Annotated in this window: 20 protein-coding genes and 4 pseudogenes; 14 read left to right on the plus strand and 10 right to left on the minus strand. The window is 69.6% G+C overall.

Annotation, left to right across the window (positions count from 1 at the left end; all coding sequences use genetic code 11):
- Positions 1–356: 356 nt before the first annotated feature.
- Both BGK67_RS36155 and BGK67_RS11815 read left to right on the plus strand, forming a co-directional pair.
- On the plus strand, positions 357–3170 hold the full coding sequence (locus BGK67_RS36155) for a PIG-L family deacetylase (RefSeq protein WP_069920048.1): 2814 nt from the start codon (positions 357–359) through the stop codon (positions 3168–3170).
- 315 nt (positions 3171–3485) lie between these two features.
- Complete coding sequence (locus BGK67_RS11815) at positions 3486–5543, plus strand: PIG-L family deacetylase (protein ID WP_069920049.1); 2058 nt, start codon at positions 3486–3488, stop codon at positions 5541–5543.
- A 67-nt stretch (positions 5544–5610) separates the two neighbouring features.
- On the opposite strand, the gene BGK67_RS11820 is transcribed toward BGK67_RS11815, so the two are convergent.
- Positions 5611–6432 carry a helix-turn-helix transcriptional regulator gene (locus BGK67_RS11820; protein ID WP_244291452.1) on the minus strand — a complete coding sequence of 274 codons (822 nt, stop codon included), beginning with the start codon at positions 6430–6432 and terminating at the stop codon, positions 5611–5613.
- A 141-nt stretch (positions 6433–6573) separates the two neighbouring features.
- Here BGK67_RS11820 and BGK67_RS11825 point away from each other — a divergent pair, with 141 nt between their 5' ends.
- Positions 6574–8004 carry an MFS transporter gene (locus BGK67_RS11825; RefSeq protein ID WP_069920051.1) on the plus strand — a complete coding sequence of 477 codons (1431 nt, stop codon included), beginning with the start codon at positions 6574–6576 and terminating at the stop codon, positions 8002–8004.
- Positions 8005–8117: 113 nt separating this feature from the next.
- Here the strand turns inward: BGK67_RS11825 and BGK67_RS41185 are convergent, their stop codons facing one another.
- Positions 8118–8357, minus strand: a complete 240-nt coding sequence (locus BGK67_RS41185) for a glutamine synthetase (protein ID WP_432215436.1) — start codon at positions 8355–8357, stop codon at positions 8118–8120.
- Positions 8358–8367: 10 nt separating this feature from the next.
- Positions 8368–10608 (minus strand): nSTAND3 domain-containing NTPase, encoded by a 2241-nt coding sequence (locus BGK67_RS38295; RefSeq protein ID WP_141754020.1) that lies wholly within the window; start codon positions 10606–10608, stop codon positions 8368–8370.
- 238 nt (positions 10609–10846) lie between these two features.
- Between BGK67_RS38295 and BGK67_RS11840 the strand changes: the two genes are divergently transcribed.
- Positions 10847–11284 (plus strand): GntR family transcriptional regulator, encoded by a 438-nt coding sequence (locus tag BGK67_RS11840; protein ID WP_069920054.1) that lies wholly within the window; start codon positions 10847–10849, stop codon positions 11282–11284.
- Positions 11285–11332: 48 nt separating this feature from the next.
- On the plus strand, positions 11333–11977 hold the full coding sequence (locus tag BGK67_RS11845; RefSeq protein ID WP_069920055.1) for an HD domain-containing protein: 645 nt from the start codon (positions 11333–11335) through the stop codon (positions 11975–11977).
- On the opposite strand, the gene BGK67_RS36160 is transcribed toward BGK67_RS11845, so the two are convergent.
- The 3 genes from BGK67_RS36160 to BGK67_RS11860 form a co-directional block, all read right to left on the minus strand.
- Positions 11902–12761, minus strand: a protein-coding gene (locus BGK67_RS36160; RefSeq protein WP_432215512.1) for an IS5 family transposase whose coding sequence is annotated in 2 segments (ribosomal slippage) — positions 11902–12408 and positions 12411–12761 — 858 coding nt in all. Because the reading frame shifts where the segments join, the coding sequence is not laid out codon by codon here. The genes BGK67_RS11845 and BGK67_RS36160 overlap by 76 nt on opposite strands.
- Before the next feature lie 45 nt (positions 12762–12806).
- The gene (locus tag BGK67_RS11855; RefSeq protein ID WP_069920056.1) at positions 12807–13280 is read right to left on the minus strand and encodes an NUDIX domain-containing protein; all 474 of its coding nucleotides are present in this window, start codon (positions 13278–13280) and stop codon (positions 12807–12809) included.
- Entirely contained in the window at positions 13277–14023 is a 747-nt protein-coding gene (locus tag BGK67_RS11860; protein ID WP_069920057.1) for an XRE family transcriptional regulator, read from the minus strand. Before BGK67_RS11860 ends, BGK67_RS11855 begins: the two co-directional genes overlap by 4 nt.
- Positions 14024–14889: 866 nt before the next feature.
- Here BGK67_RS11860 and BGK67_RS11870 point away from each other — a divergent pair.
- The 3 genes and pseudogenes from BGK67_RS11870 to BGK67_RS39990 form a co-directional block, all read left to right on the plus strand.
- Positions 14890–15828 carry a DUF2637 domain-containing protein gene (locus tag BGK67_RS11870; RefSeq protein WP_069920059.1) on the plus strand — a complete coding sequence of 313 codons (939 nt, stop codon included), beginning with the start codon at positions 14890–14892 and terminating at the stop codon, positions 15826–15828.
- Positions 15825–16472, plus strand: a complete 648-nt coding sequence (locus BGK67_RS11875; protein ID WP_069920060.1) for a GGDEF domain-containing protein — start codon at positions 15825–15827, stop codon at positions 16470–16472. Before BGK67_RS11870 ends, BGK67_RS11875 begins: the two co-directional genes overlap by 4 nt.
- A pseudogene (locus tag BGK67_RS39990) lies at positions 16472–16657 on the plus strand (RRQRL motif-containing zinc-binding protein); the annotation flags it as partial. The gene BGK67_RS11875 and the pseudogene BGK67_RS39990, both read left to right, overlap by 1 nt.
- Here BGK67_RS39990 and BGK67_RS38835 read toward each other — a convergent pair.
- On the minus strand, positions 16642–16803 hold the full coding sequence (locus BGK67_RS38835; protein ID WP_167739516.1) for a hypothetical protein: 162 nt from the start codon (positions 16801–16803) through the stop codon (positions 16642–16644). The pseudogene BGK67_RS39990 and the gene BGK67_RS38835 overlap by 16 nt on opposite strands.
- Positions 16804–16824: 21 nt before the next feature.
- On the opposite strand from BGK67_RS38835, the gene BGK67_RS11880 reads away from it, so the two are divergent.
- The 5 genes and pseudogenes from BGK67_RS11880 to BGK67_RS11900 all read left to right on the plus strand — a co-directional run bounded on the left by BGK67_RS11880 (position 16825) and on the right by BGK67_RS11900 (position 21832).
- Positions 16825–17328 (plus strand): hypothetical protein, encoded by a 504-nt coding sequence (locus BGK67_RS11880; RefSeq protein ID WP_069920061.1) that lies wholly within the window; start codon positions 16825–16827, stop codon positions 17326–17328.
- Positions 17329–17543: 215 nt separating this feature from the next.
- A complete protein-coding gene (locus BGK67_RS11885; protein WP_244291194.1) occupies positions 17544–18332 on the plus strand; it encodes a bifunctional DNA primase/polymerase in 789 nt (262 codons plus the stop codon).
- A 2-nt stretch (positions 18333–18334) separates the two neighbouring features.
- A pseudogene (locus tag BGK67_RS11890) lies at positions 18335–19810 on the plus strand (ATP-binding protein).
- Between the two features lie 449 nt (positions 19811–20259).
- A complete protein-coding gene (locus BGK67_RS11895; RefSeq protein WP_069920062.1) occupies positions 20260–20496 on the plus strand; it encodes a helix-turn-helix domain-containing protein in 237 nt (78 codons plus the stop codon).
- A gap of 70 nt (positions 20497–20566) precedes the next feature.
- A complete protein-coding gene (locus tag BGK67_RS11900) occupies positions 20567–21832 on the plus strand; it encodes a tyrosine-type recombinase/integrase (protein ID WP_069920063.1) in 1266 nt (421 codons plus the stop codon).
- A gap of 75 nt (positions 21833–21907) precedes the next feature.
- Here the strand turns inward: BGK67_RS11900 and BGK67_RS11905 are convergent.
- The 3 genes and pseudogenes from BGK67_RS11905 to BGK67_RS11915 form a co-directional block, all read right to left on the minus strand.
- Positions 21908–22000: pseudogene (locus BGK67_RS11905) on the minus strand (glutamine synthetase); the annotation flags it as partial.
- A gap of 127 nt (positions 22001–22127) precedes the next feature.
- Positions 22128–22889: pseudogene (locus BGK67_RS11910) on the minus strand (collagenase); the annotation flags it as partial.
- A 919-nt stretch (positions 22890–23808) separates the two neighbouring features.
- The gene (locus tag BGK67_RS11915) at positions 23809–25170 is read right to left on the minus strand and encodes a glutamine synthetase family protein (RefSeq protein WP_069920065.1); all 1362 of its coding nucleotides are present in this window, start codon (positions 25168–25170) and stop codon (positions 23809–23811) included.
- Positions 25171–25342: 172 nt separating this feature from the next.
- Here BGK67_RS11915 and BGK67_RS37500 point away from each other — a divergent pair, with 172 nt between their 5' ends.
- On the plus strand, positions 25343–25753 hold the full coding sequence (locus BGK67_RS37500) for a hypothetical protein (protein WP_069920066.1): 411 nt from the start codon (positions 25343–25345) through the stop codon (positions 25751–25753).
- Positions 25754–25794: the final 41 nt, after the last annotated feature.

Below are 25794 nucleotides of genomic sequence, written 5' to 3' on the forward strand. Positions count from 1 at the left end.
CGCCGCCCGGCCACCCCGCCCAGCCTGCGGCAGCCAGTCCTACCGCCCATCAGGCCGAAGCCCAGCCTTGGTCAGCCGGCCCTACCACCCACCACGCCGAAGCCCAGCCTTGGTCAGCCGGCCCTACCACCCACCACGCCGAAGCCCAGCCTTGGTCAGCCGGGCCTGCCGCCCATCAGGCCGAGGCCGCGCCCGCGTCAGCCTGGCAGACCGACGCCTCGCCGACGGCAGCCTGGTCCAGCCACCAGACTGAGGCCCCTCCTGCCGGGCCCCGGCACCCGGGCCACCCGGCCGAAGCCGCGCCTGCGGCGGCCTGGCAATCCGCCACCGGGCCCGCGAGCTCGCCCGCTGCAGCGGTGCGGCAGCCGGGCCACCACGACCAGGCTCCGCTCACCCTGCCCCAGCAGCGCGACAACCGGACCGGCTCCCAGCCGCCGCAATCCGCCGCAGCCTGGCAGTCTGGCCACCACACCGAAGCCCGGCCGACTCCGCACAACCGAGCCTGGCAGCCCGGGCGCCAGCCCGAAGCCCCGGCGGCCCCGCAGCCGGCGGCTCCGCAGCCCGGCCACCACGACCAGGCTCCGCTCACCCTGCCCCAGCAGCGCGGCAACCAGACCAGCCCCCGGCCGACGCAGCCCGCCGGAGCCTGGCGGCCGGGGCGCGAGCCCGAAGCCCCGTCCGGACGGCAGATTCAGGCCCCCGCGGCGCGGCCCGAGGCCGAGGTTTCGCAATCGGACGACGCGCCCGCCGGCCGCAAGGCCGCGCGGCCGGCCCGCGAGGCCGAGCGCGCCGGCGGGCGCGGCAGGCGCGCGCAGGCGCCGTCCGCGCCCGAGGCCAAGCGCGGTCGCCGCCGCGCCGGGACCCCGACAGCGGCGGCAGCCGCCACCACCGGCCCCGGCGCGCCCGGCTCGCCCGCCAACAGGACGCCGACCACCAAACCGGCCACCCCGCCGGAAGGCAACCGCGGCAACCGCCGGGCAGCAGCCACCGCTCCGCCGGAAGGCAGCCGCCGCGCCGGGACCCCGAGGGCGGCGGTAGCCGCCAACAGGACGCCCGCCACCACTGGATCGCCGACCCCGCCGGGAGGCAACCGCTGGGCCCGGCTCGTCAAAGTGGTCGCCTTCTGCGCGGCCACCGCCGCCGGCAGCATGCTCCTGCTCCGCGGCAACGAGGCCCTCGACCGCCTGGCCTCCCCCGTCACCCCCGACAGCAAGGCCACCGCCCCCGCGGCCCCGGCGGACGCGCCGGACCCCGGCCGGGTGCTCCAGGTCATCGCGCATCCCGATGACGACCTCTACTTCATGAATCCGGACCTGCGCTATTCCATATCCGCCGGCCTCCCCGTGACCTCGGTCTACCTGACCTCCGGCGAAGCCGACGGCATCAACGCCGGCTCCGCCAAGCAGGCCACCACCAAGCCCAACAAGCCCGCCTACGCCGAAGCCCGGCAGAACGGCATCCGCGCCGCCTACGCCAAGATGGCCACCGGCGACCGCGGCAGCGCCTGGAAGCGCACCGTCGTCCCGACCAAGGGCGGCGGCCACGCCGAGGTCGACATCCTCGTCGCCAAGCCCCAGGTCAACCTGGTCTGGCTGCAGCTGCGCGAGGCCGGCAACGTCTACGCCGACGTCCCCGACAGCCTGCACGGCCTGTGGGACGGCAAGGTCCCCCGCCTGGAGTCGATGCTCGCCTCCGGAACCCCGGTCAAGCAGCAGTTCGCGTACACGAAGGACCAGGTCGTCCAGACCCTGGTCGGCATCCTGGAGCAGTACAAGCCGACCACCGTCCGCTCCCAGGACCCGACCCCCGGCCGGCACCCCGACACCAAGCGGTACACCGACCACCAGGACCACTTCTACGGCGCCCGCTTCGTCCAGCTGGCCACCGCCGCGTACGCCAAGGACGTCAAGGACCGCCCGCACTTCGCGGTGCAGAACTACCTCGGCTACTTCAACGGCTCCCTGCCCAGCGCCCTGGACCCGGACGAGGCCAAGGAGAAGCTGGACATCCTGGGCACCTACGCCTGGCTCGACCAGCAGAACCACTGCGGCAGCGACGCCGGCTGCGGGGACCTCAAGGTCGCCGACCACCCGGCGGGCAACCGCTGGTCGGACTCCATCAACTACGCCCGCGGCACCAGCACATCCTGGCTGGCCTCCGACAAGGAGCGCGGCCTGTGGGCCTTCAAGGTGCTCGACGGCCAGGTCGCCGTCTGGCACCGGCCGGGCCTGATCGGCCGCTGGACCGGCCCGAACCTGCTGCCCGGCACCGGCATGGACCCGGGCGTGTCCACCGTCACCCTGCCGGACGGCCGGATCGCCGCCTTCGGCACCCGCACCTCCTTCGGCGCGAAGCCCGCGGACTACCGGCGCGAGGTCGTGTACGCCGTCCAGAAGGCCCCCGGCTCCGAGGAGTTCGGGGAGTGGCAGTCGCTGGGCACCCCCGAGACCGCCGACGAGAACTGGACCTCCGACATCAGCGCCCCGGCCGTCTCCGTCGACGGCGCCGGCCAGCTCGCGGCGTACGTTCGCGACGGCGCGTACACCCTGCGCGGCCGGGTGCGGCAGGCGGACGGCGGCTGGGGCCCCTGGGAGAAGTACGGCGGCGCCGACCTGCACGGCACCCCGGCCACCGGCACCGACGGCGCCGGGCGGCGGATGGTGTTCTCGGCCACGTCCAAGACGGTGGTGGGCTGGCTGCAGCCCAAGCCGGGCGCACCACTGGGCCCGGTCACCGCCACCGGGCTGCCGGAGACCACGCTCCCGCTGACCGCGGAGGGCCGCGAGGGCGGGGTGCGCCTGTGGTTCCGCAAGCCGGGCTCCGGCAACGTCCGCAGCGCCCTCATGACGGGCGACGGCGGACTGAAGGTGAACAATCTCACCGACCTCGGCGGCCTCAAGGGCTTCGGTTCGGTGACCGCGAGCGGGCACGTCCTGGCGGGCCGCGCGGCGGGCGGGCAGCTGGGCTCGGAGGTCGGGCCGGGCCGTCCCTGGGGGCGGTCGCCGCTGATGTTCGTCGGCGCCCCGTCCTCGACGATGACCGGAAAGAACCTGGTCAGCCTGGCCGTGGTGGGTCTCGACGCACGGCTGTACGTGACCTCGTCGGCGGACGCGCCGGACGCGTACCTGGCGCCGTGGCAGCCGGTCGGCCCGCGCAACACGGGCCCGTAGCGGGTCTGCGGCGCGCCCGTACGCGGCCGCCCACACCCGCGACCATACGGACATAAGGCGCAAGACGCATAAACTTTGTGATTCACGCCGTTAACATCCCACACCGGTACGACGGTTGGTTCAGGCTGCGGACGAACAACGTCCACATCTCGGGCACATATCCGGATCAAAATCCTCACAGGGCACAATCACGTCCGGTCGTTTCCGGAAAGCAGGAGTCATAGCCGGAACCGGTGAACCAAGTTCGCCGGAACGGCCTCTCTCTGACTGCTCAGCGGTATTCCCGCCCGGACGATCGAACCCTAGGCGTGCCCGATGCCCTTGACCCGCCGCCGCTTCGCGGCTCTGCTCGGCGTGCTCACCGCCGGTTCCACCGGTGTGCTCGCCTTCGCCTCCGGCCAGCAGACCCCGGCCGAGGCCACCCAGGAGAAGAGCGCCGTCGCCGCGCTGCCCGCGAGCACCACCGCCGGCTCGGTCGTCCAGGTCGTCGCGCACCCCGATGACGACCTGTTCTTCATGAACCCGGACCTCAGCCGCTCGCTGCTGTCCGGCGTCCCCGTCACCACCGCCTACCTCACCTCCGGCGAGGCCGACGGCCGCAACGAGGCCCGCGGCGCCACCATCCGGGACCCCGAGCAGCCCGCCGACCGCACCCACTACGCGGAGGCCCGGCAGAACGGCATACGCTCCGCCTACGCGCAGATGGCCACCGGGGACCGGACCAGCGCGTGGAAGCGCACCGTCATACCCACCGCGGGCGGCGGCCAGGCCGAGCTCGACATCCTCATGGCCAAGCCGCACGTCAACCTCGTGTGGTTCCAGCTCCGCGAGGCCCGCAGCACCGGCGCCGACACCCCCGACAGCCTGCGCGGCCTGTGGAACGGGCGGATACCCGCGCTGGGCGCCCAGCTGACCTCCGGCACCCCGGTCAAGAAGCAGTTCGCGTACACGAAGGACCAGCTCATACAGTCGATAGCCGGGGTGCTGGCCCGCTACCGGCCGACGACGATACGGATGCAGGACCCGACGCCCGGCCGGTACGGCGAGACCGGCCGGTTCACCGACCACCAGGACCACATGTACGGGGCCCGGTTCGTGCAGGCCGCCTCGGCCGCCTACGCCGCCCAGTACACCGACCGCCCCCGGTTCTCGGTCCAGAGCTACCTCGGCTACCACAACAGCAGCCTCCCGCACGCGCTGGACCCGCAGACGGCCGAGACGAAGACCGACTACCTGCGGACGTACGCCTGGCAGGACCACCAGGACTACTGCGGCTCCCCCTCCGGCTGCGGCGACCGCAAGGTCGCGGGCAACCCCACCGGGCGCAACTGGGCCCAGTCCATGCGCTACACGCGCGCCGACCACAGCTCCTGGCTGGTGGAGGGCACCGCCGGCCGCCTGTGGGCCTTCGCCACCCTGGACGGGCAGACCGCGTACTGGACGCGGAACCCCGGCGGCGACTGGACGGGCCCCGCCCTCCTCCCCGGCACGGGCATCGACCCCGGCGCGACCACAGCCCGCCTGCCGGACGGGCGGATCGCGGTCCTCGCCACCCGCACCGTCTTCGGCACGGCGCGGCCCGAGGAGTACCGGCGCGAGGTCGTGTACGCCGTCCAGTCCGCGCCCGACGGGCCGTTCGGGCCGTGGCAGTCGCTCGGCACCCCCGAGCGCGGCGACGACGAGGGCACCTCGGCGATCAGCGCTCCGGTCGCGGCCGTGGACGCGGCGGGCCGGCTCACCGTCTACCTCCGCGACTCCCGCCGCACCCTGCGCGCCACCGCCCAGCAGCCGGACGGCAGGTTCTCCACGTGGGGACGGCTGGGCGGCGAGGACCTGCAGAGCGACCCGGTGACGGCGGTCGACTCCGCCGGGCGCCGCCACGTGTACGCCACCACCACGACGTCGGTCCTCGCCTGGACCCAGCCCGCGCCCGGCGCCCCCCTGGCCGGTCCGCAGCCGACGGGCCTGCCCGCCACGACGGTCCCCCTCTCGGCGGCTCCGGAGGGCGCGGGCGTCCGGCTGTACTTCCGCCGGCCGGACTCGGGCGTCGTCCGCTCCGCCCTGGTCACGGCGGGCCCGGGCAAGCTCCAGGTCTCCAGCGTCGCGGAGGCCGGCGGCCGGGCGGGCTACGGCGCGCTCGGCGTCGCGGGCCGGCACATCGCGGGCCGCGCGGACAACGGAACCGTCGGCACGACGGGCCTGGGCGGCCCGCCCGCCTGGACCGAGTCCGGGATGCTGTACGCGGGCGCGCCGGCGGCCGTCCTCGAACCGGCGGGCTCGACCATGGCGGTGGTGGGCCTGGACGCACAGCTCCACACGACCACGACGGCCGCGGACCCCGGCCGGCCCACCTGGCGGCGCGCGGTCCGCTGACGCGCGGGTTCCGGGGGTCCGGCGGGGGCGCGGAGCCCGGTAGGCGGGGGCTCGGCGGCGCGGAGCTCTAGCCGGCGACGGGGTACATCGAGCCGCGCCGGCCCTCCGGCGAGGTCAGCCACTCCAGCTTCTCGGCCGTTCCGGTGTCCGGGAGCGGGGTGTGCAGCACGATCACCAGGTCGGGGCGGGCCGGGACGCGCAGCTGGGTCGACTCCACGTGCAGCCGGCCGACGGCCGGGTGGTCCATCTGCTTCTCGAGCTGGCCGCCGGGCTCGACGTCCCGCCGCTCCCACAGCTCGGCGAACTCCGGGCTGAGCTCCCGCGCCTGCGCGACCACGGCCCGGAAGCCCTCGTCGTGGGGGTGTTCCGAGCAGGCCGCCCGGAACTGGGCCACGACCTGGCAGGCGACCTCCTCCCAGTGGGTGGAGCGGGCCCGGTAGATGGGGTCGGTGAAGAAGGCGATCAGGCAGTTCTGCACGATCTCCGGGCGCATGCCGAAGACGAGCGAGGCCGCGTCGTTGTACAGCACCGTGTTCCAGTACCGGTCCATGATGTGCGCGGGGAACGGCATCCACGCGTCGATCAGCCGCCGCAGGCCGTGGCACATGTCCCGGTCGGCGGGGGCGACTTCGAGGGCGGGCGGGTTGAGCCCGGCGAGCACGTAGAGGTGCCGGCGTTCGGCGCTGGTGAGCTTCAGCACCCGGCCCACCGCGTCCAGTACCTGCGAGGACACCGTGATGTCGCGGCCCTGCTCCAGCCACTGGTACCAGGAGGCCCCCACCCCGGCGAGCACCGCGACCTCTTCCCGGCGCAGGCCCGGGGTGCGGCGGCGGGCCCCGCCGTCCGGCAGGCCGGCCTCGGCCGGGGAGATCCGGGCCCGTCTGCTCATGAGGAACTCGCGCAGTTCGGTCCGGCGGTGCTCGTCGGCCGACGTGCTCACGAAATCCCCCTGTCCAGCTGCCTGGTGGTGCCGCCACCAGCATAAGTTCCCACTCTGCACGGGCATTCCCGGGCGGCGAGGGTGGTGGCCATGGCGATCAACACACAGACGACGGCCGACACGCCCGACACCGCCGGCCGCGACCGCGACAGGGCCCCCGCCCGGCTCTCCGGCCGGGCCCGGCTGGTCCTCTTCGTACTCTGCGCCGCCCAGTTCATGGTGGCGCTCGACTTCTCCGTACTCAACGTGGCACTGCCGGTGCTCGGTGAGGACCTGGGGCTGAGCCGGTCCGGCCTGCAGTGGGCGGTCACCGCGTTCGCGCTGCCGTCCGGCGGCTTCCTGCTCCTCTTCGGCCGGATCGCCGACCTGTTCGGCCGCAAGAAGCTGTTCCTGGCCGGCCTCGCGGTCTTCGGTGCGGCCTCGCTGCTCGCCACCCTCGCCTGGGACCCGGCGTCCTTCCTGACCGGGCGGGCCCTGCAGGGCGTCGGCGCGGCGGTCATCGTGCCGACCGGGATGTCCCTGCTGACCACGACCTTCCCGGAGGGCCCGCTGCGCGACAAGGCGCTCGGCATCTCCGGCACCCTGCTCTCCCTCGGCTTCACCGTCGGCATGCTGCTCGGCGGTGTCATGACCGACACCCTGGGCTGGCGCTCGACCATGGGCCTGCTCGCGGTCGCCTCGGTGGTCGTGCTGCTCCTCGCCCCCGGGCTGCTGCCGGAGTCGCGTACGCCCGAGCGGCCGCGGCTGGACGTGCCCGGCGCCGTCACGGTCACCGGGGGCCTGCTCGCGCTGATCTACTCCCTGTCGTCGGCGGCCGAGCGCGGATTCGGCGGTGTCGACGTGTGGGGCACGCTGGCCGTGGGGCTCCTCCTGCTCGCCGCGTTCGCGGTGGTGGAGTCGAAGTCCCCGGCCCCGCTGGTCTCCTTGCCGATGCTGAGGCGGCGTACGGTCGCCTGGGGCAATGTGGGCGGGCTCGTCACGTTCTCGATGATGTCCACGGTCGTCTTCGTGCTGACGCTCTACCTCCAGGAGACGCTGGGGCTGTCGTCCTTCCGTACCGGGCTCGTGTTCGGCATCCAGGGCGCGGCCTCGGTGGTGGCCGGTGCGTACGCCCCGCGCGTCATCGGCCGCTTCGGCGCCCGCCGCACCCTGGTCGCCGCCCTGGCCGGCCAGGGCGTGCTCACGGCGGCGCTGCTCGGTGCGGGCGCGCAGTCGGGCGCCCTGCTGGCGACCGTCGCCGTCTCGCTGGCCAGCATGTGCCACCTGGCCGCGATCATCTCGTACGGGCTGGTGGTGACGAGCGGCGTGCCCGACGCGGAACAGGGCCTGGCGACCGGCCTGGTCACCACCACCCAGCAGGTGGGCCTGACCATCGGCATCCCGCTCCTGGGCGTCCTGGCCACGACCCACACCGCGCTCCTCGACGGAGTGCGCACGGTCCTGGCGATCGACACGGCCATCCTCCTCACGGCGTCCCTCCTGCTGGCAGCGGGCCTACGCCGCCGCCCCAGCCCCCGCTAGCCGCCGGCCCCCGCCCCGAGCGCGGCACCGACGGCGCCGACGGCGCCGGGCCGGTGGTCGATGACCACCGGCCCGGGGTGCCGTGCGCTGCCGTCAGGGCCGCTCGGATGCCGTTACAGCACCGGCAGGTTCTTGCGCAGCTCGAAGGCCGTGACCTCGCTGCGGTACTCCTCCCACTCCTGCTTCTTGTTGCGCAGGAACTGAGGCGGCACCTCTGCCGCCTCGTCGTACCGCTCCCTCCGCAGCTCAGAGCCCTGCAATGTCGGCCGTCGTTGGTCGGCATGGGCCTTCCCCAGCCGCCCTCCGACGGCCCACAGGCGGCCCCAACTCAGTGCGCGTCCCAAGGTGGACACCGTCGGACCGTTAATCGTCGAAGCGCCCGAAAAGCTCAGCTATGTACTCGTCTGATCCTCGATCATCACCCAGATGACGCGACCCATCCGGCTCGTAATCATCGTCAGGTTCATACTCGTCTCGCATCGCCTCTTCGATCCGATCAGACAATTCGTCCAGCCCGAAATCATCTGCCAGAGACTTCAGGTCGCTGAGGTAGCCCGGAGAGTCCGGTTCAAGGAGCCGCCTATCCATGAACCGCTCAAAGTGCTCGGCCAGTTCACCCATATCCTCAAGCTGAATGTCGTGATAACCAGTTAGATGCTCCGCATAGTAGGACCAGTCATCCGCATCAATGAGGGTTGACTCAAGCCATTCGTGCAGCACTTCATGAGCTCGGTTCGAAAGTTCATCGAGCGAGTGCACGTCAAGGGATCTGAGCAACCTCAGGGCAGCCCCCTTATCCCCGATACGCGTCCGCCAACGCGCCGTCAAGAGGTCGACTACGGCACCGATTTCAGTGCTGTCCGCCCCCCATTCAGAATAAATCTCAAGCAGGAAAAGAACCCGCCCCTCCAACTTGTCGGCCGGATCGATAAATATCCCCGCCGAAGCTTCACTTGCCAACACCTCAACCTGTTTAGGGGATGGCGAGTCAATGAGCCTCAAGGCAGCTTTGAGACACTCAGGCCCCTTCAGCGAAAGAGCCGCCATGAGAGGAGCGCTCCCGGGGCGAAACAAGGAGTTCCCGCGACCATACAAGAACAATTCACTCAGTTGTTCAAAGTAGATCGCTGATTCCAGGAGGGCAGAAACCGTACGCCGATCTGCACTAATCCGCCCCAAAGCAAACTCAGTGACTGAGGGATTCAGATGTGAAATCAGAGTGTCCCTTTCACGATCCTGGTAGATTGCAATGAAGGTACCTTCTAGTACATCAAGAGCTCCCCGGAAGCTACTTTCAGTCGATACGATTCCTAGTGCCTCACACAGCGCGAAGTGGGCCTCACGAAGAGGTTCCAAACGAACAGCGCGCGGAAGACTGCATAGCACCATGACAAGCAGCTGCTGCTCGACATCGATGTGCCTCTCAAACGCGATCTTCCAGATCCTCTCCGGGTGATCGAGGGTGGCCTTGAACCTTTCCGGATATCCCGGCGACTCGAGGTCAAATGCCGATCCGGTGCAATATTCCACCAGGCGCGGATTATATGCCGGATGCGTAATAATCCTCTTGTATCCACCTTGCGCTATCTCGCGCAAGCAGTTAGGACTCAACTCGGAATGCCAGAGGTGATTGTATAGAATTTGAGCCCGGTCCGCTTTGTCGTAAGCCTTAAGCTCAAGCAAGAAATGATACTTCGAGTCGAGATCGTTGAGCCGCTCGTAACTGAGCTTCGCATCCCGCAAAATATACTCGCGAGTCGTAAGGATCAGCTTCTTCGACGGGTTCCCCGTAGAGAATCGCTCCACGATGTCAGATAGTCTCTTATCTTCATTTTTCGGCAACTTCTCGGCGAACGTAATCTGACCCAGAAAGTCGTCGTAGAGAAAAATTTGGGGACTATCCTGACGCAACGCCGCCCACGCCTCGCCGATATCCCCGGAAACTTCAACCGGCTCGTAGCGCATCGAAATGTGCTCTGCCATCAGCATCTGAGCCAGAGTCGTCTTTCCAATCCCCGGCGGGCCTGAAATGAGGCACACATTATGCTCGGCCAGAATGTCCCGCGCATTCTGATATCCCGGGCTAACCACATACCTCGGCAGGGATCGCTCGATCCTGCTACGCAAAGCGTTAGTGCGATTGGCGATATCGGAATGCAAGGCCCAGAATAGCTGCATGCCTGTCGAGACCCACAACTTGGGATGCCGCTGCTCCACTGCACCATTTTTGGTGATCAGAGCATCTACATCCCTTCCACCCAATACATCACCTGAGGCTCGCATCCACGATTTAAATAGATCGTAGATTCGATCCTTTTGCGAGATCGAGAGATCGAACGTGGTGATGAAATAATAGCGATCCGGCTTCAGCCTCTCGACCTTTTGGACCTCTTTGCGCGCCGAGTCGAGGAGCTGCGAGAATGAGGATTTACGGTAGTGCTTACATTGAGCTATGTGCACTCCGCCTGAAACGTGCCACCTAAGGTCGACGCCGCCGTCGGCGCCCGCAGCAAAGCGTTCGACCAGCGTGTTGTTTTCTACCCCAAGGAGGTCACCAACCAGCTCTTCGAACTCGACGTCGGACAGCACCGAAAAATCTCGCATGCGGAACTCATAGCACAATCTCGGTAACTCATAGAGCGACTTTGGAAGTTCGCACTCGTTGGGAAGTCGACCACAACCGCAGCTGCGGCGCCCGTCGTCGCCGGCTAGCACGCGACCAGGGTGGGGGCACGGAACCCCCGGACCTATGTGCCCAGCTGGGACAGTCGGACAGCTGGGACACGCCTTGCGTGGTACCGGGCGTGCGAAGCTGGAGCGATCCCGGCTGAAGGAGGAGTGCGTGTCGAGCCCAAGCCCGCGTGGCACGTATCAGGTTATCTCTCAGGTACTGCGTGAGCGGATCGCTGCTGGTGACTACGCCGACGGGTTGCCGTCCGAGGCTGAGATCGGGCGGGAGTTCGGTGTGGCACGTACGACCGTGCGGCGCGCGCTGCGGGCCCTCGAAGACGCAGGGGACGTCAAGTCCGTGGCCGGTGTGGGGCGGGCGGTGGCCGGGGGCGCCGAGTCCGCACCGTACGAGCGGATCATGAATGACCTGCTTGGGCAGATTCAGCGTGGGGAGCTTCCTGCCGGCACCCGGCTGCCGAGCGAGGCCGCGCTCGCCGTGACGTACGCGGTCGCCCGTGGGACCGTGCGCCGAGCGGTGCGCGAGCTGGAAACCGCTGGGCATGTTGAGGCTCGGCACGGTGTGGGGCGGTTCGTTCGTTCCCCCTCCTGAACACCGAAGCTAGAACTCCTGGTTCTGACTCTCTCGGAGGCGCTGGACATGCAGTTGGCCAAGTGGGCCCACGATCTCGCCGAGTCCCTGCTCGCGAAAGACCTGCCGCGGCGGTGGGCACACTCGCAGCGGGTCTACACGCAGGCCCTGACCCTGGCGCCTGCGCTCGGCTCCGACGCCGAGCTGTTGGCGGCCGCAGCCATCGCCCACGACGTCGGGTATGCCGAGCAGGCGGTGGACACCGGTCAGCACATGATTGACGGCGCCCGGTACCTGCGGGACGTGGTGGGGGCCGACCCGCGGTTGTGCAGCATCGTTGCTTTCCACACCTCCTCGCCCTGGGAGGCCTCCGAGCTCGGATTGGCCGATGCGCTCGCCGAGTTCGGGCCGGCAGAGTCCGAGCTGGTCGACGCCATCACCTACTGCGACTTGACCAGCAGTCCTGTCGGCGATCTGGTCGACCCGGCCCGTCGGCTCGCCGAGGTGCTGGAGCGGTACGGGCCGGACCACGTCGTCTTCCGGGCCGTGTCCGCAGCACGGCCGGAACTGTTGGAGCGAGTGGACCGGGTCCGGGAGCGGCAGGCCGAGGCCCTGGCGGCTCGACTTAGGGTCCGTCTTCAAATTGATCTTGCCCAGAGCATGAGCGACGCGAGTGTGACCGCTGCTTCGTATGAGGTGGCGGTCTTCTCGTAGCGGGTGGCGATGCCTCGGAAGCCCTTGAGCTGGTTGAAGCAGCGTTCGACGGTGTTGCGGCGGCGGTAGATCTCGCTGTCGAAGCCTGCCGGTCGGCCACCTCGGCGGCCCCGGTTTCGGCGGTGTCGTTTCTGGTCGCTCTTCTCCGGGATCGTGTGTCCGATACCGCGTTTGCGCAGGTAGGCGCGGAAGCCGCGCGAGCTGTAGGCCTTGTCGGCGATCACGTGTTCCGGTCGGCAGCGGGGCCCGCCGAGGCCGGTGCGGGGTACTCGGATGCGTTCGAGGAGCGGGCGTGCGCAGATGCCGTCGTGTCGTTGGCCCGGGCTCAGCAGGATGGCCAGGGGGCGGCCTCGGCCGTCGCAGGCGAGATGGATTTTGGTGGTCAGGCCTCCTCGGGATCGGCCGAGGGCGTGATCGTCCGGTTCGTCCGTCCTGTGCTTCCCCTTTTTCGGCCGGTGGCGGCTGCGTGCTGGTGGGCGCGGACGATGGTGGAGTCGATCTGCACCAGCCAGTCGATGTCACCGGCGGCGTCCGCCTGGGCCTGGATCTGCTGCAGGGCCCGGGTGAACACGCCGTCGATGGCGTAGCAGCGGAATCGGGTGTAGACCGTTTTCCACGGGCCATAACGTTCCGGCAGGTCACGCCAGGAAACCCCGGTCCGGATCTTGTAGACCATCCCGTTGATGACCCGGCGGTCCTCCGCCCGAGGCCGGCCCCTGCCGGCACTCGGTATCAGCGGGGCCAGCAACTCCCATTCAGCATCAGTCAGTTCATGACGACGTATCACGGAAAAATGATCCACCATCGAACGATCATTTGAAGACGGACCCTAGCTGATTACGGGGATCGGCACGTCGCGGAAGCCTTCATCCAGGCGCCGGCGCGTGGTCGGGGAAATGTCCAGGTCATCCAGCTCTGACCGGGGCACCCACCGCACGGCGAATGACTCCGAGCTGACTTTGATCTCGCCGCCGACTGGCCTGGCTCGGAAGCAGAGGGAGAACTCCTGTCGGACCTCCCCGTCAGCGAAGGCGATGACGTGCCCGGGGTCCGTGAAGATGCCGACCAGTCCGACCACTTCAACGTGGATGCCGGTCTCTTCCAGGACTTCACGCACGACCGTTCCCGCGATGTTCTCCCCAACCTCCTGAACTCCGCCCGGCATGCCCCAACGGCCGTTGTCGGAGCGTCGTTCGAGGAGAACCTCGCCGGTGTCGTTCACGACGAATGCCGTCACCGCGGGCACGATGCTGTTGGCCTTGGGGGCGTCCGGGTCGTTGAAGTAGTCGGTACGGCGGCTCATGAGGTCCTTTCGATGGGAGCTGCTTCGTCCCAGACCTTCTCGAAGCTTTGCTGATATGTCGCGGCCAGCTCGGCGCCCGCGACCCGACGAAGGTGGAGGACCGGGGTCAGGGGTGCGCTCACACCGTAGACCTGGGTGTTCACCAACCATTCATCGTCCGCGCGGTACAGGGAGTTGTGCAGCGTGGATCGGTGCATGCGGAACTCAATGCCTGCTACCCCGTAGAGCGGGCGGTATAGCTTCATCACCTCCCGCACCTTGTAGGCCACGCCTTCGCCGATCTCTTCTTCCTGCCCGCGCCGCTGGACCTCCGGGCTGTCCGGATCCCCCAGGAGGATGCGGGCTCGTACCCCGGCCGCCGCCTTCTGGCGGAGCAGTTGCGGCCAGCGCGGGTTCTCGGCAAGGAACACGCCGGCATGGACCAGCACCCCGATTTCCCGCTCGGCTCGGCCGAATAGCTGGAGCCACAGCTCGGGCGGGACGTAGGAGCGGTGTGGGTACACCTTGAGGACTTCGGCGTCGGCGGCGTCCTGGCGCTGCCCTTCAGGGAGACCGTTCGGCCAGAGGTAGGTCTCGTCCTCGCGCAGGTAGGCGGCTATCGCGAGGCGATGACGGCGGTACGGTGCCCGGCCTTGAGTGATCCACCGTTCCACAGTCTTCGGATCCACGCCGACGTGCTCGGCCATGACTTCGACGGTGACGCCGTGCGTGAGCATCGCCGACCGTAACCGCTCGTTTGCCATCCCAGCTCCCAGGGACGTCCAGGGACGTGGTGACTTCGTCCCGGAGCTCTGGGCCACTCTGATGTCACGCCCCAGGAGGGCTCGAAAGCAGCGAGGGACTTGACAGCCGCAATCGAGCGCTTCATCGTGAGATACATGTTCAAGCATGTATCTCATGCGGATCAGAGGTGGCTTCGACTGCCCTGACCTGCAGGGACGTGTGCCCGGAAGGCCTGAGAGGGCTCTAAGGAAGCACCAGCTCTTTGATAACTGAATGGGGATCATGCCGCCTCTCCTCGACCAAGTAGGCGGCCACGCGGAGTCTCCGCGTGAGGTACAGCGCCACCCAGCCCTTCCGCGGCCCTGCTGGCCACGGCCGGTTGCCTCCCTCGTCCGTCTCGCACGGGCGAGGTGTGGGGAGCTGGGGCTCCACCAGCACGTATCTCTGCCCGGCGGTGGGACTCCCCACCAAGGTCGCCCGCCGCCGCGGCTCTCCCTGACCCTCCGATTCAGGAGTGCATTCATGCGTACGTACATCGGCGGCCAGGAGGCCGTCAGTGCCAACGACTTCGTGGAACTGGCCCTGGGCACCCCGGTTGAGCTGTGGCTCGGGGTGAAGGGCGAGAGCGAGGAGGAGCTCGTGGCCCGGCAGGCCGCGGCCCGCGACATCCTCGCCGAGAACCCCAACCTGCCGGATGACGTCAGCCGAGTCGCCGCCGAGGTGATCGAGGCCTACGCGCCGGAGCTTTTCAACGTCATCCCCGTCGGCCCGCGCCGCCCGGCCAGCCACCGCCGTGCCGTCGCCTTCAAGGGGGCGGCTGACCGCGGAGCCGTACGTGGCCGTGAGCCTCGGGCGCCCATCTGTGCCACCGCTCACCCGCCCGGAAATGGGTCTCGCCGGCGTCGGCGCCCTCGCGGCCGCTGGTGTCGGGGCGCTCGGTTTGATCTCCTCGTTCGATGCGGTCTCGGCCGCCGCCGGCCGCTGGGGATTCGGTGAATCGTGGATGCTGCCGGTCGGGATCGACATGGCGATCCCGGTGTTCACCGTGGCCAACCTGCTGCTGATCAGGATGGACATGGCCCTGGTCTGGGTCCGGTTCGTTCCCTGGGTGCTCACCCTGGTCACGTGCGGGCTGAACATCGCTGCCGGGCAAGGGCTGTGGGCCAAGGTCGCACACGGCACGATGCCGCTGCTGTGGGTGGTCTTCTCCGAGATCGGCGCCCACATCTACGCCGTTCGCATCGGGGCTGCCACCGGCCGCCGGATGGACAAGATCCGCGCCTCGCGGTGGCTGCTCGCCTTCCCCTCGACCTTCTCCCTGTGGCGGCGGATGACTCTGTGGGAGATCACCTCGTACGTCGATGCACTGGAGCGGGAGAAGGAGCGCCAGCTCGCCCGTGCCGACCTGCGCGAGGAGTACGGGTGGCGGTGGCGGTCGAAGACCCCGCGCCGCGAACGGGTCCTCCTGCGGCTCGGCGAACTCGCGCCCGAGGCTGCCGAAGAGCTGCCCGAGCAGACACCCGAACAGGAAGAACCGCGCCAGGAACTGAAGGCGCCGCGGAAGCGGCCCGCCCGCTCCAAGGCCAAGAAGACTCAGCGGACGGCCGAGGAGCTCCTCGCCGAGGCCCGCGAGGCCACGGTGGCGTGGCCTGACAGCGCCATCAACGCCGAGGCCATCCGCACGCACCTGCACTGCTCGGCCGCCAGCTCCCGCACCCTGCGGGACCAGCTTCTTGCCGACCGGGCCCTGACCCGGCCCCTCAACCCGATCGAAGCCGACACCGACGAGGCTGCGGCCGAGGCGCCCAAGGAGGTCGCCGCATGAACACCCTGACGACCGCCTTCGGCGCGGCCTTACCCCTCGCGGCCGGCTGGTCTGCCCACGTGCTGTGGCTCCGGCGGCGCCTGCACACCGCCCGCCGCGACCCGCTCACCGGCCTGCACACCCGCGACGGCTTCACCCGACGAGCCGCCGATCTGCTCCGCAAGGAGCGTGCGCTCGTCCTCATCGCCGACGTGGACGACTTCAAGCAGATCAACGACCGGTACGGCCACGCCGCCGGAGACACGCTGCTGAAGGCATGCGCGGACCGCCTCGCCCACTACGTCGGCGCCGGCGGAGTCGCCGGCCGCCTCGGGGGAGACGAGTTCGCCGCCGTCGTTCTCGACCCGCACGGCACGGCCGAGGACCTCTTCGCCGCACTCCACGCCGTGCTCGCCCGCCCCGCAGACCCTGCCCACCCGGAGCTCCGAACGACGGTCTCGCTCGGCTGGGTGCGGGCCGCAGACTTCCCCGGCGAGGACCTCTCCCAACTGCTCGGCCGAGCAGACGAAGCCATGTACGCGGCAAAGCAGGCCCGCGCCGGCGTCAAGCGAGCAGGCCTGGGCCGCCTGTTCGCCACGGTGGCCGGGCGCCGCACTGGCCACCGTGGCGCCCGTACCGACACGACCGTGAAGGGCGCGGCCTGATGGGCGCGGTCACTCTCACCCAGTGCTTCGACCCGACCGGCGCGACGTACGGGATACCGACGCACCCCTGGCGCTACGCCCCCGAGGGCCTGGCCACCCGCCGCCAGCTCCGCGCCGAGGGCCTCCGTCCCGGGGGTCAGCCCATCGCCGCACAGCTGCTGCGTCCCCGCTACCGGCGCGAACCGCCGTTGCTGCGCTCATCCAGCAACTCGTCATCCTCGCCGCGGTCATCTTCGGCGGCTTCATCGCCACCCAGGTCCTCGGCGCCCACCACGGCCGCGACCGCGGAACGGTCGTCAACGTCCGCCGGGCCGTCTTCAAGCGCAACCACTTCCACAGCTGAGGAGCCGACGTGTTCGAGATCCGCGTCATCTGCACGCCGCCCGAAGCCGACGGCATAACCAAGGCCCTTTCCGAGACGTTCAAGACCGGCCCGGTACGCCAGCACCCCACCCGGGGCGGTGACCGTGTCCGCCTCTACCTCACCGCCCAGGAGCAGCCGAGCCGCTGGCCGGCGCCCGAGGTCGCCTACGCCACCGCGCCGAGCATCATCAGCGAGATCGGGTGGACCTTCCGAGGCGCCCGTGACTGCCTGCACGGCATCCAGGTCCGCGAGTTCTGGCTCCGCAAGGCCGCACTCCTGGACCGGATCGCCGTCCCCGACAACGACCCCCAGAGCGACGCTGCCACGCTCGCCGTCGAAGCGGCCCGGCGCCTGATGACCATCGACGACTCCGCCGGCCTCGGCCCCAGCGGCTACGCCGACGGCCCGTACACCCCGGACCACCCGGACAGCATCCGCGACCCCCGCAGCTACGCCCGCCAGGAATACGCCTGCTGGATCCGACACCAGTAACTCCGCCCGCGGCGGCGGGACTCCCCACCAAGGTCGCCCGCCGCCGCGGTTCTCCCTCCCCGTCCGAAGACAGACAGGAGACACCAAGCATGACCCACCTCAAGCCCATCGCACACCGGGCCCAGGGACGTCCCTTACCTCTCAACCTGTACGCCTGCCCCACGGCGCCCGGGCACCTGCCCACAGCTCTCTCGCTCGCCGAACGGGGCCTGCCCGTGCTGCCGCTCCGAAAGGGCAAGGGCCCCATGGGCAACTGCCGCGCCTGCCGGAAGAACGCCTGTGGCGGCCGGCCGAACATGAAGACTCCCGGCCCCTGCGCGTGCCCGGCGCCCTGCCACGCCTGGGCCGCCGCCACCACCGAGCCGACCGTTCTCACCTCGCCCGCGTGGGCTCTGGCCTGGCGGCAGGCCGCGGCCGTCGCCTACCACCCCGGTGGGGCCGGAGTCACCGTCGTCGACCTCGACAACGCCAACGCGCTTGCCTGGGCTCGCCAGAACCTCCCGGCGACCAGGAGCGTGGCGACCACCCGCGGGGAGCACTGGATCTACCTCGGCACCATGACCTCCCCCAACGCCGTACGCCCCGGCGTCGACATCAAGTCGCTGATGTCTTACGCCAGGTGGCTCGGGCCCGGCACCGGCACCATGGCGCCGCTCCCAGACGTCGTGCGTGCCCTCGCCGTGAAGGAGGCCACCGCGGCCCGGCCCGTAGCGAGCGCCCCCACCGTTTCGGCGCCGGCCAGGTGCGGGCAGTGCCCTCACCGCTCGCCCGCCTACCTGGAACGGGGCATCGCCATGGCGGAGCAGCGGATCGAGGAGGCTTCGGACGGCATTCACCGAACCGTGTACCGGATGTTCCTCGCGGTGCTGTCCGCGCACGGCCGTTGCGGCTGCCTCACCGAAGCGCACATCGGCCGGTTGTTCACCGCCGCGCAGGCCAAGGGTGAGTCCCTGCGGCACTGCGAGGACGCGTGGACCAACGCCCTCACCCAGTTGGGGATGTGACCGTGACCGACGAGGACAAGTCTCCGGCGCGGCAGGTCATCACGGAATACGCGCAGGCCCACTTCCGGTACTTCCGCACCACGGAAGGCACCGTCTACGCGCAGAAGAAGGGCCACCCCGTCGCCCGCCCGATCCGCTCGCAGGGAACGACCGGCAGCCACCGGCAGGAACTCATGGTCGGCCTCTACAACGACGGCAAAGGCTCCTTCAACGGCACCGCACTCAAGGAGGCACTGGACTTGATCGAAGCACTCGCGCTCAGTGAGGACGTGCAGGCCACCCACATCCGCGTCGCCCCTGGATTCGACGGCGCGACCTGGCTCGACCTGGGCCGCGACGATGGTAAGTCGATCCGGATCCACCCCACCGGCTAGGACGTCCTCACTCCCGACCCGCGAGAGGTCTGCTGGCGGCGCACCCAGCTCACCGGCGAGCTGCCCCTCCCCGAGAAGGACACCGACGGCAAGGGCATCGACGCCCTGCTGAGGCTGTGCAACTTCGCCAACGCCGAGAGCGAGTGCCTTGCCGTCGCGTGGCTGATCGGATGCCTGGAGCCATCCGTACCTGTCCCCGCCCCGTTCCTCACCGGCCCGCAGGGCGCCGGCAAGTCCACTGGCGGACGGATGCTCGTGCGGATCATCGAGGGCATGACCGGCGACCTGCGCCGCGCCCCGAAGGACGAGGAGAACCTGATCATCGCAGTGGCGGCCGGATGGGTCACCGCGCTGGACAACCTCTCGCACCTACCGCCAGACCTGTCCGACCTGATGTGCTGCATTGTCACCGGCGCCGAGAGCATCAAGCGCGCGCTGTTCACCGACGGGGACGTGGTGCGCTCCCGCTACCGCCGCCCGCTCCTGCTGACCGGCATCGACGTCGGCGTCATCCGCCCCGACCTCGCCGAGCGCCTGCTGCCACTGCGGCTGGAACGGCCGCGGGTACGACGGACCGAGGCGGAGCTGTGGGCGGAGTACGCGCAGGTGCTGCCCGTCATCCTCGGCTCGCTGCTGGACCTGGCCGTCAAGGTGCGGGCGACCGAGGCCGAGATTCCCACCGACCTGCGGATGGCGGACTTCGCCCACCTCTGCGCCCAGCTCGACACCGCCACCGGCCTCGGCGCGCTGGGCGCCTACCGGGCCAGCCTCGACGACCTCAACGACGACGTCATTGAGGGCGACCTCCTGGCACAGACCGTCCTCAAGCACGCCGCCGGCCTCGACCCCGGCGAGGAGGTCCGGATGACCTCGACCGAGTTGCTGCACGCGCTCACCCAGCTCTACACCGGCGAGGACTTCCGGCCCCTGCCCAAGGGCTGGCCCACCACGGGCAAGGTCCTCTCCGACCGCCTCAAGCGGCTCCAGCCCACCCTCGCCGCCCGCGGCGTCCTCGTCGACTGGGGCCGCACCAGTACCGCCCGCTACATCGAGATGACCCGCCCGGCCGCCCCACCGCCCGGCCAGCAACAGGCCGCGTTCTGACCCGCGCCACCACACCACCCGCGTTCAAGCAAGAAGAGCACCCGCCGCCCCCGGGGGCGTGCTCCTCTTGCTGTTCCGGCGGCTTGCCGCCGCTGCAAGTGACGCGCCGCGCAGCGGCCCCCTATTCACGCTCGAAGACGCACCTCGTCACAACAGAAACCACCCCTGCTCTCTTTCCTAAGAGAAGAGACGCTGCGTCACCCGCGTCACCACAGCGCGCGAAACATCCCGTGACCTGGGGCTACACGAGTGACGCAGACTGCCAACGGCTGCGTCGTCACGCGTCACCCACGTCACCGGCCCGTGTCACTCGGGTGACGGTGACACGGGCCGGTGACACACAGCCCAGCTACCACGTCATCGAAAGCCGCAGGTCAGAACAGCTGATGACCCAGACGACGCGATGACGCAGAAATCCGGACCTCGGACACACACCCGCCGGAGGAGCAATGCCCGCCCAGAGCGACCCCCGCGCCATCCTGCGCGGCGGACTCCCCGACCGCTACCTCAGTCCCGAAGACGTCGCCGAGATCCTCGACGTCCCGGTGGAGACCCTCTACCAGTGGCGCAAGAAGCGGACCGGCCCGCCCGGATTCCGCGTCGGCAAGCACACCCGCTATGACCCCGCCGATCTCTACGACTGGATCGCCGAGCAGAAGCGCAAGGACATCAGCCAAGCCGCCTAACCGAACACACCACCGCCGAGGGCGGGCCCACCCGGGCCCGCCCTCGGCGCTTGCCCAGAAAGGCCCATACGTGGCAGGCCACATCCAAGACCGGTGGTTCAAGACTGAGCAGGGACCCGACGGCAAGCCCCGTCGGATCAAGACCGACCGCTACGGCAGCGGCATGCGCTACCGCGCCCGGTTCATCGGACCGGACGGCACGGAGAAGTCCAAGAGCTTCCCAGACAGGCAGAAGCGGCTCGCCGAGAAGTGGCTGGCGCACATCGAGGCGGACATGTCCCGGGGGCAGTACATCGACCCCGCCGCTGGCCGGATAACGTTCCGGGAGTACGGGGAGAAGTGGCTCGCGTCGCTGACGACGGACGTGACTACGCGGTCGTCCGTCGAGGTGCAGATCCGCAAGCACGCGTTCCCGTACCTCGGCACGCGGCCACTCGACTCGTTCCGGCCGGAGCACATCCGTGACTGGCTCAGCGAGCTGGAGCAGGCCCTGCCGGTCTCCTCATACCGGCGCGTCATCTTCGCGAGCGTGTCTGCCGTACTCGCCGCCGCGGTGGACGACGAGTTGCTGGCGAAGAACCCATGCAAGGCCCGTACGGTCCGGGCGCCCGCTCCGGTCGCTCCGCGGGTCAGGCCGTGGACGCCCGAGCGGCTCTTCGCCGTCCGGGCAGCGCTCCCGAAGCGGTACCGGGCGATGGCCGACGCCGGCGGAGGGCTGGGGCTCCGGCAGGGGGAGATCTTCGGCCTGCCGGACGACCCCGAGGACTTCCGCGGTGAATGGCTCCGGGTCGCCAATCAGGTAAAGGTGGCGAACGGACACCTCGTCTTCGGTCCGCCCAAGCGGGAAAAGGAACGGGATGTGCCGCTCCCCCGCCGCATTGGCCAGCTGCTGCGGGAGCATCGTGAGGAGTTCCCGCCGGTGGACGTGACGCTGCCATGGCTGAAGCCGGGCGGACCGCTCGTCACCAAGCGGCTGCTGTTCTCCCTCCCGGGCGGGGGCGCGGTGCGGCGCACCGACTTCAACACCCGCGTGTGGAAGTTCGCCCTCGTGCAGGCCGGCGTCATCCCGGAGCCGCGGCCGGGCGAGCGCCACCAGGCCGCGCGCGAGCACGGGATGCACGCGCTGCGGCACTTCTACGCGTCCGTCCTGCTGGACTCCGGGGAGAACATCAAGGCGCTGAGCACGTACCTCGGGCACGGCGACCCCGGATTCACCCTCCGGGTCTACACGCACCTGATGCCGAGCAGCCACGAACGCACCCTTCGGGCTGTGGATCAGGTCTACCGGGCCGCCGGTCCGGCGGCTGACGGCCCACAGAAGGCCCAGGAGGGGTGAAACGGGTCCGGGCCGGCGGCTGAGTGCCGCCGGCCCGCGGTGCCGTGTGACTGGGGTATCACCGCTGACCTGGGGTTACAGGACGGGGAGGTTCTTGCGGAGTTCGAAGGCGGTGACCTCCCTGCGGTACTCCTCCCACTCCTGCTTCTTGTTGCGGAGAGTCATATCCGCCTCAGCCCGCCAGCCGGACCCTCCACCGGCTTGTGGAGGTGAGGCACGGCGGGCGCCCTGCGTACAGGCCGACCTCTCTCAGCTCGACCTGTCAGGTGCTCCTAGACGGGGGTTCGGGTCAGGCGCCCGCCGCCACGGCCGTCAGCCAGACGTTCCAGTCGCTCTCGTAGTCCAGCGAGGTGAGGAAGGAACGTGCGGCGGTCCAGTTTCCGGCGCGGTAGTGGCCGAGCACGGTGGCGACATCGGCCGGGTGCCTCTCGATCATGTAACGGGCGGCCAGATAGCCCCAGTTGTAGGTGCGGTTGACGTCGCTGTTGGCGTAGGTGGTGTCGAACAGCGTGCGCAGGGAGTACGTGTGCTTACCGGCCTCGGCCACCGCGCTGGCGTAGGTGGTGCCGCGGTAGGAATACGAGATGTACTCCGCGATGCCCTCACCCCACCACACGGTGGGGGTGGTCTGGCTGGCGCTGAAGTCGCCGTACAGGTCGAAGCGGCCGTCGAGGTAGTGCGTGTACTCGTGGTTGAGGTTCCAGATCTGCCAGCCGGGGCTCACATCCGTGCGCTCGTAACATATGAACCGCGGCTGGTTGCCCGTCCGGGAGGGGTCTCCCTCCAGGTACATCCCGCCGTTGTTGGTGTCGATGCCGTAGATCCTCCCCGCGTAGGCCTTGTAGTCGGCGCTCGAGTTGAAGACATCGACCTCCAGGGTGGTGTTGTAGTCGTTCGCGACCGGCCCCGCGTCGTTGACCACTCCGTGGAAATAGGCGTCCTGGTTGGCCAGGCTCGTGCAGGTCGCCGTCAGTTGATCGGCGGTCATCTCCTGGGCGCGGATCCGCAGCGTGGGGCTGCAGTTGTGGACGATCGGCAGGATGCGCGATTCCAGCTTGCCGCCGGTGGTCCCGGTCGAGCCGGGAGCGCCTTTGGCATTGCCGTGGGCGGGGCGCTGGCCCGGGTCCGCGAAGACGTGGTCCGGCTTGGGTTCGGCCTTTGAGGCCTGGGAGGCCTGGGCGGGAGAGGCTGCGACGGCGGCTATGAACAGGGCGGTGGCGACGGCCATGGCGCGCAAGATTCACTCCTGGGGACGGGGAGCAGTGGGGGTCCTCGGACGGGCTGCGCTGTAAAATGGCACATGTCACATGCTCTTTTCAATGTTTTTGACAGGGACACATCGAATTCTTTCGCCGTTCCGGCGCAGCGCATGCGCCAAGCAGTCGAAGCCCCGTCAGCCTCGGCGAACGACCCACGACCTCACCGGCGTTGGCACTCGAGGCAGATGTGCCGCAGCGGGGGAAGCGTCGGCCCAGGGCCCGCGGCCGCCTGCGGGCACGCCGGGTGAGTGGGCCGCGCGCTGGAGGAGGCGGCTGCCCTACGAAGCCGCGCTCGCGCTCGCCGGCTCCACTGACGAGGGGATGCTGCGCGAAGCGCGCGCGGCCTTCGACCGCTGGGGAGCGGCGCGATACGCCCGGCGGAACGGCGTGACGGCGGGCCTCACCCGTCGACGGGGCGGCCCGCGTGGAGTTCCAGGGGGCCCGTGTGCGTGGTGCGGGCGGTGAGAGCGGCCTTGATGCTGCGGCGGAGTGAGGGTTTGACCAGGTCGCGAGTTCCGCGGGGGCGGCCGTGCGCCAGGCGAGGAGCTCGCTCGGGTCCAGGCGGATGCGGGCGAGAGCGATGAGATCTACCGGGCCGCCGGTCCGGCGGCTGACGGCCCACAGACGGCCCAGGAGGGGTAACACGACTCCGGGCCGGCGGCTGAGTGCCGTCGGCCCGGGGGTCCGTGATGCCGGAGTACCGGCGCTGAACTGCGGTTACAGCACCGGGAGGTTCTTGCGGAGTTCGAAGGCCGTGACCTCGCTGCGGTACTCCTCCCACTCCTGCTTCTTGTTGCGCAGGAAGAAGTCGAAGACGTGTTCGCCGAGGGTTTCCGCGACCAGTTCGCTGCGTTCCATCAGGGAGATGGCCTCGCCGAGGTTCTGCGGGAGGGGTTCGATGCCCATCGCGCGGCGTTCGGCGTCGGAGAGGGCCCAGACGTCGTCGTCGGCGCCCGCCGGGAGTTCGTAGCCCTCCTCGATGCCCTTCAGGCCCGCGGCCAGCAGGACGGCGTACGTGAGGTAGGGGTTGGCGCCCGAGTCGATCGAGCGGACCTCGACGCGGGCGGAGCCGGTCTTGCCCGGCTTGTACATCGGGACGCGGATCAGGGCCGAGCGGTTGTTGTGGCCCCAGCAGATGTACGACGGGGCCTCGCCGCCCGAGCCGGCCGTGCGGGAGGAGCCGCCCCAGATGCGCTTGTAGGAGTTGACCCACTGGTTGGTCACCGCGGCCGTCTCGGCGGCGTGCCGCAGCAGGCCCGCGATGAAGGAGCGGCCGACCTTGGAGAGCTGGTACTCGGCTCCCGACTCGTAGAAGGCGTTGCGGTCGCCCTCGAAGAGGGAGAGGTGGGTGTGCATGCCCGAACCCGGATACTCCGAGAAGGGCTTGGGCATGAAGGTGGCCTGGACGCCCTGCTCCAGGGCGACCTGCTTCATGACGAGGCGGAAGGTCATGATGTTGTCGGCCGTGGAGAGGGCGTCGGCGTAGCGGAGGTCGATCTCCTGCTGGCCCGGCGCGCCCTCGTGGTGGCTGAACTCGACCGAGATGCCCATCGATTCGAGCATGGTGATCGCCTGGCGGCGGAAGTCCATGCCCACGTTCTGCGGGGTGTGGTCGAAGTAGCCGGAGTTGTCGGCCGGGACCGGACGGGTGCCGTCCAGCGGCTTGTCCTTCAGCAGGAAGAACTCGATCTCGGGGTGCGTGTAGAAGGTGAAGCCCAGGTCCGAGGTCTTGGCCAGGATGCGCTTGAGGACGTAGCGCGGGTCCGCGAAGGACGGGGAGCCGTCCGGCATCAGGATGTCGCAGAACATCCGGGCGGTCCCGGGGGCCTCGGCGCGCCACGGCAGTATCTGGAACGTGCTCGGGTCCGGCTTGGCGATCATGTCGGACTCGTAGACCCGCGCGAAGCCCTCGATCGCGGAGCCGTCGAAGCCGATGCCCTCGTCGAATGCCTGCTCCAGCTCGGCGGGGGCGACCGCGACGGACTTGAGGAAGCCCAGTACGTCGGTGAACCACAGGCGCACGAAGCGGATGTCGCGCTCCTCAAGCGTCCGGAGGACGAATTCCTGCTGCTTGTCCATGCCTTCATCCTCGCAGTTCAGACGGCCTGTGCACCACCACCGCGAGGCTGGGGGCACAGTCGGGCCCGCCCAGTATCGCCAGCGGTGGTTTCCGCCACATTACGCACCCGGCACAGGTCGCGGCACCCCCGCACTGACCATGGACCCGTCATGAGCATTACCATCTGCGCCCATGGGGGGCCGGCAGCACACGCGAGGGGGGCGTCACACACGCCCCGGCCTTCCGCGCGCCGTCCTGCCGCCGGCCGTCCGCGTGCTCGCCGGCGCTCTCGCGTGCGTGGTCGTCGGGATGCTGCTCTTCTGCGCGCGGCCCGGTGAATCCCCCGCCCCGGCCGATGTCCGGGCACGGGCTCAGGGGCACGGGCCCGCCCACGCCGTCTGCGGGCCCCCGTACGACCCGCCCGGCTGCTCGGCCCTCGCGCACGTGACGCCGGGGCTGCTGCCCGTGCCGCCGCCCGCCGTAGTCGTGGCCGGCGGCGAGCCGCCGCCCGTGGCCGCCGCCGGCGGGCCGGGGCGGATCCGGGCTCCCCTCGCGCTCGCCCGCGCTCCCGACCTGCATGCCCTCCAGGTGCTGCGGACCTGACGGGTCCGGTTTCGCGTCCGTCCACCCCCCTCTCGAGAAGG

The sequence above is a fragment of the Streptomyces subrutilus genome, assembly GCF_001746425.1.
In the GTDB taxonomy this organism is placed as follows: Bacteria; Actinomycetota; Actinomycetes; order Streptomycetales; family Streptomycetaceae; genus Streptomyces; species Streptomyces subrutilus_A.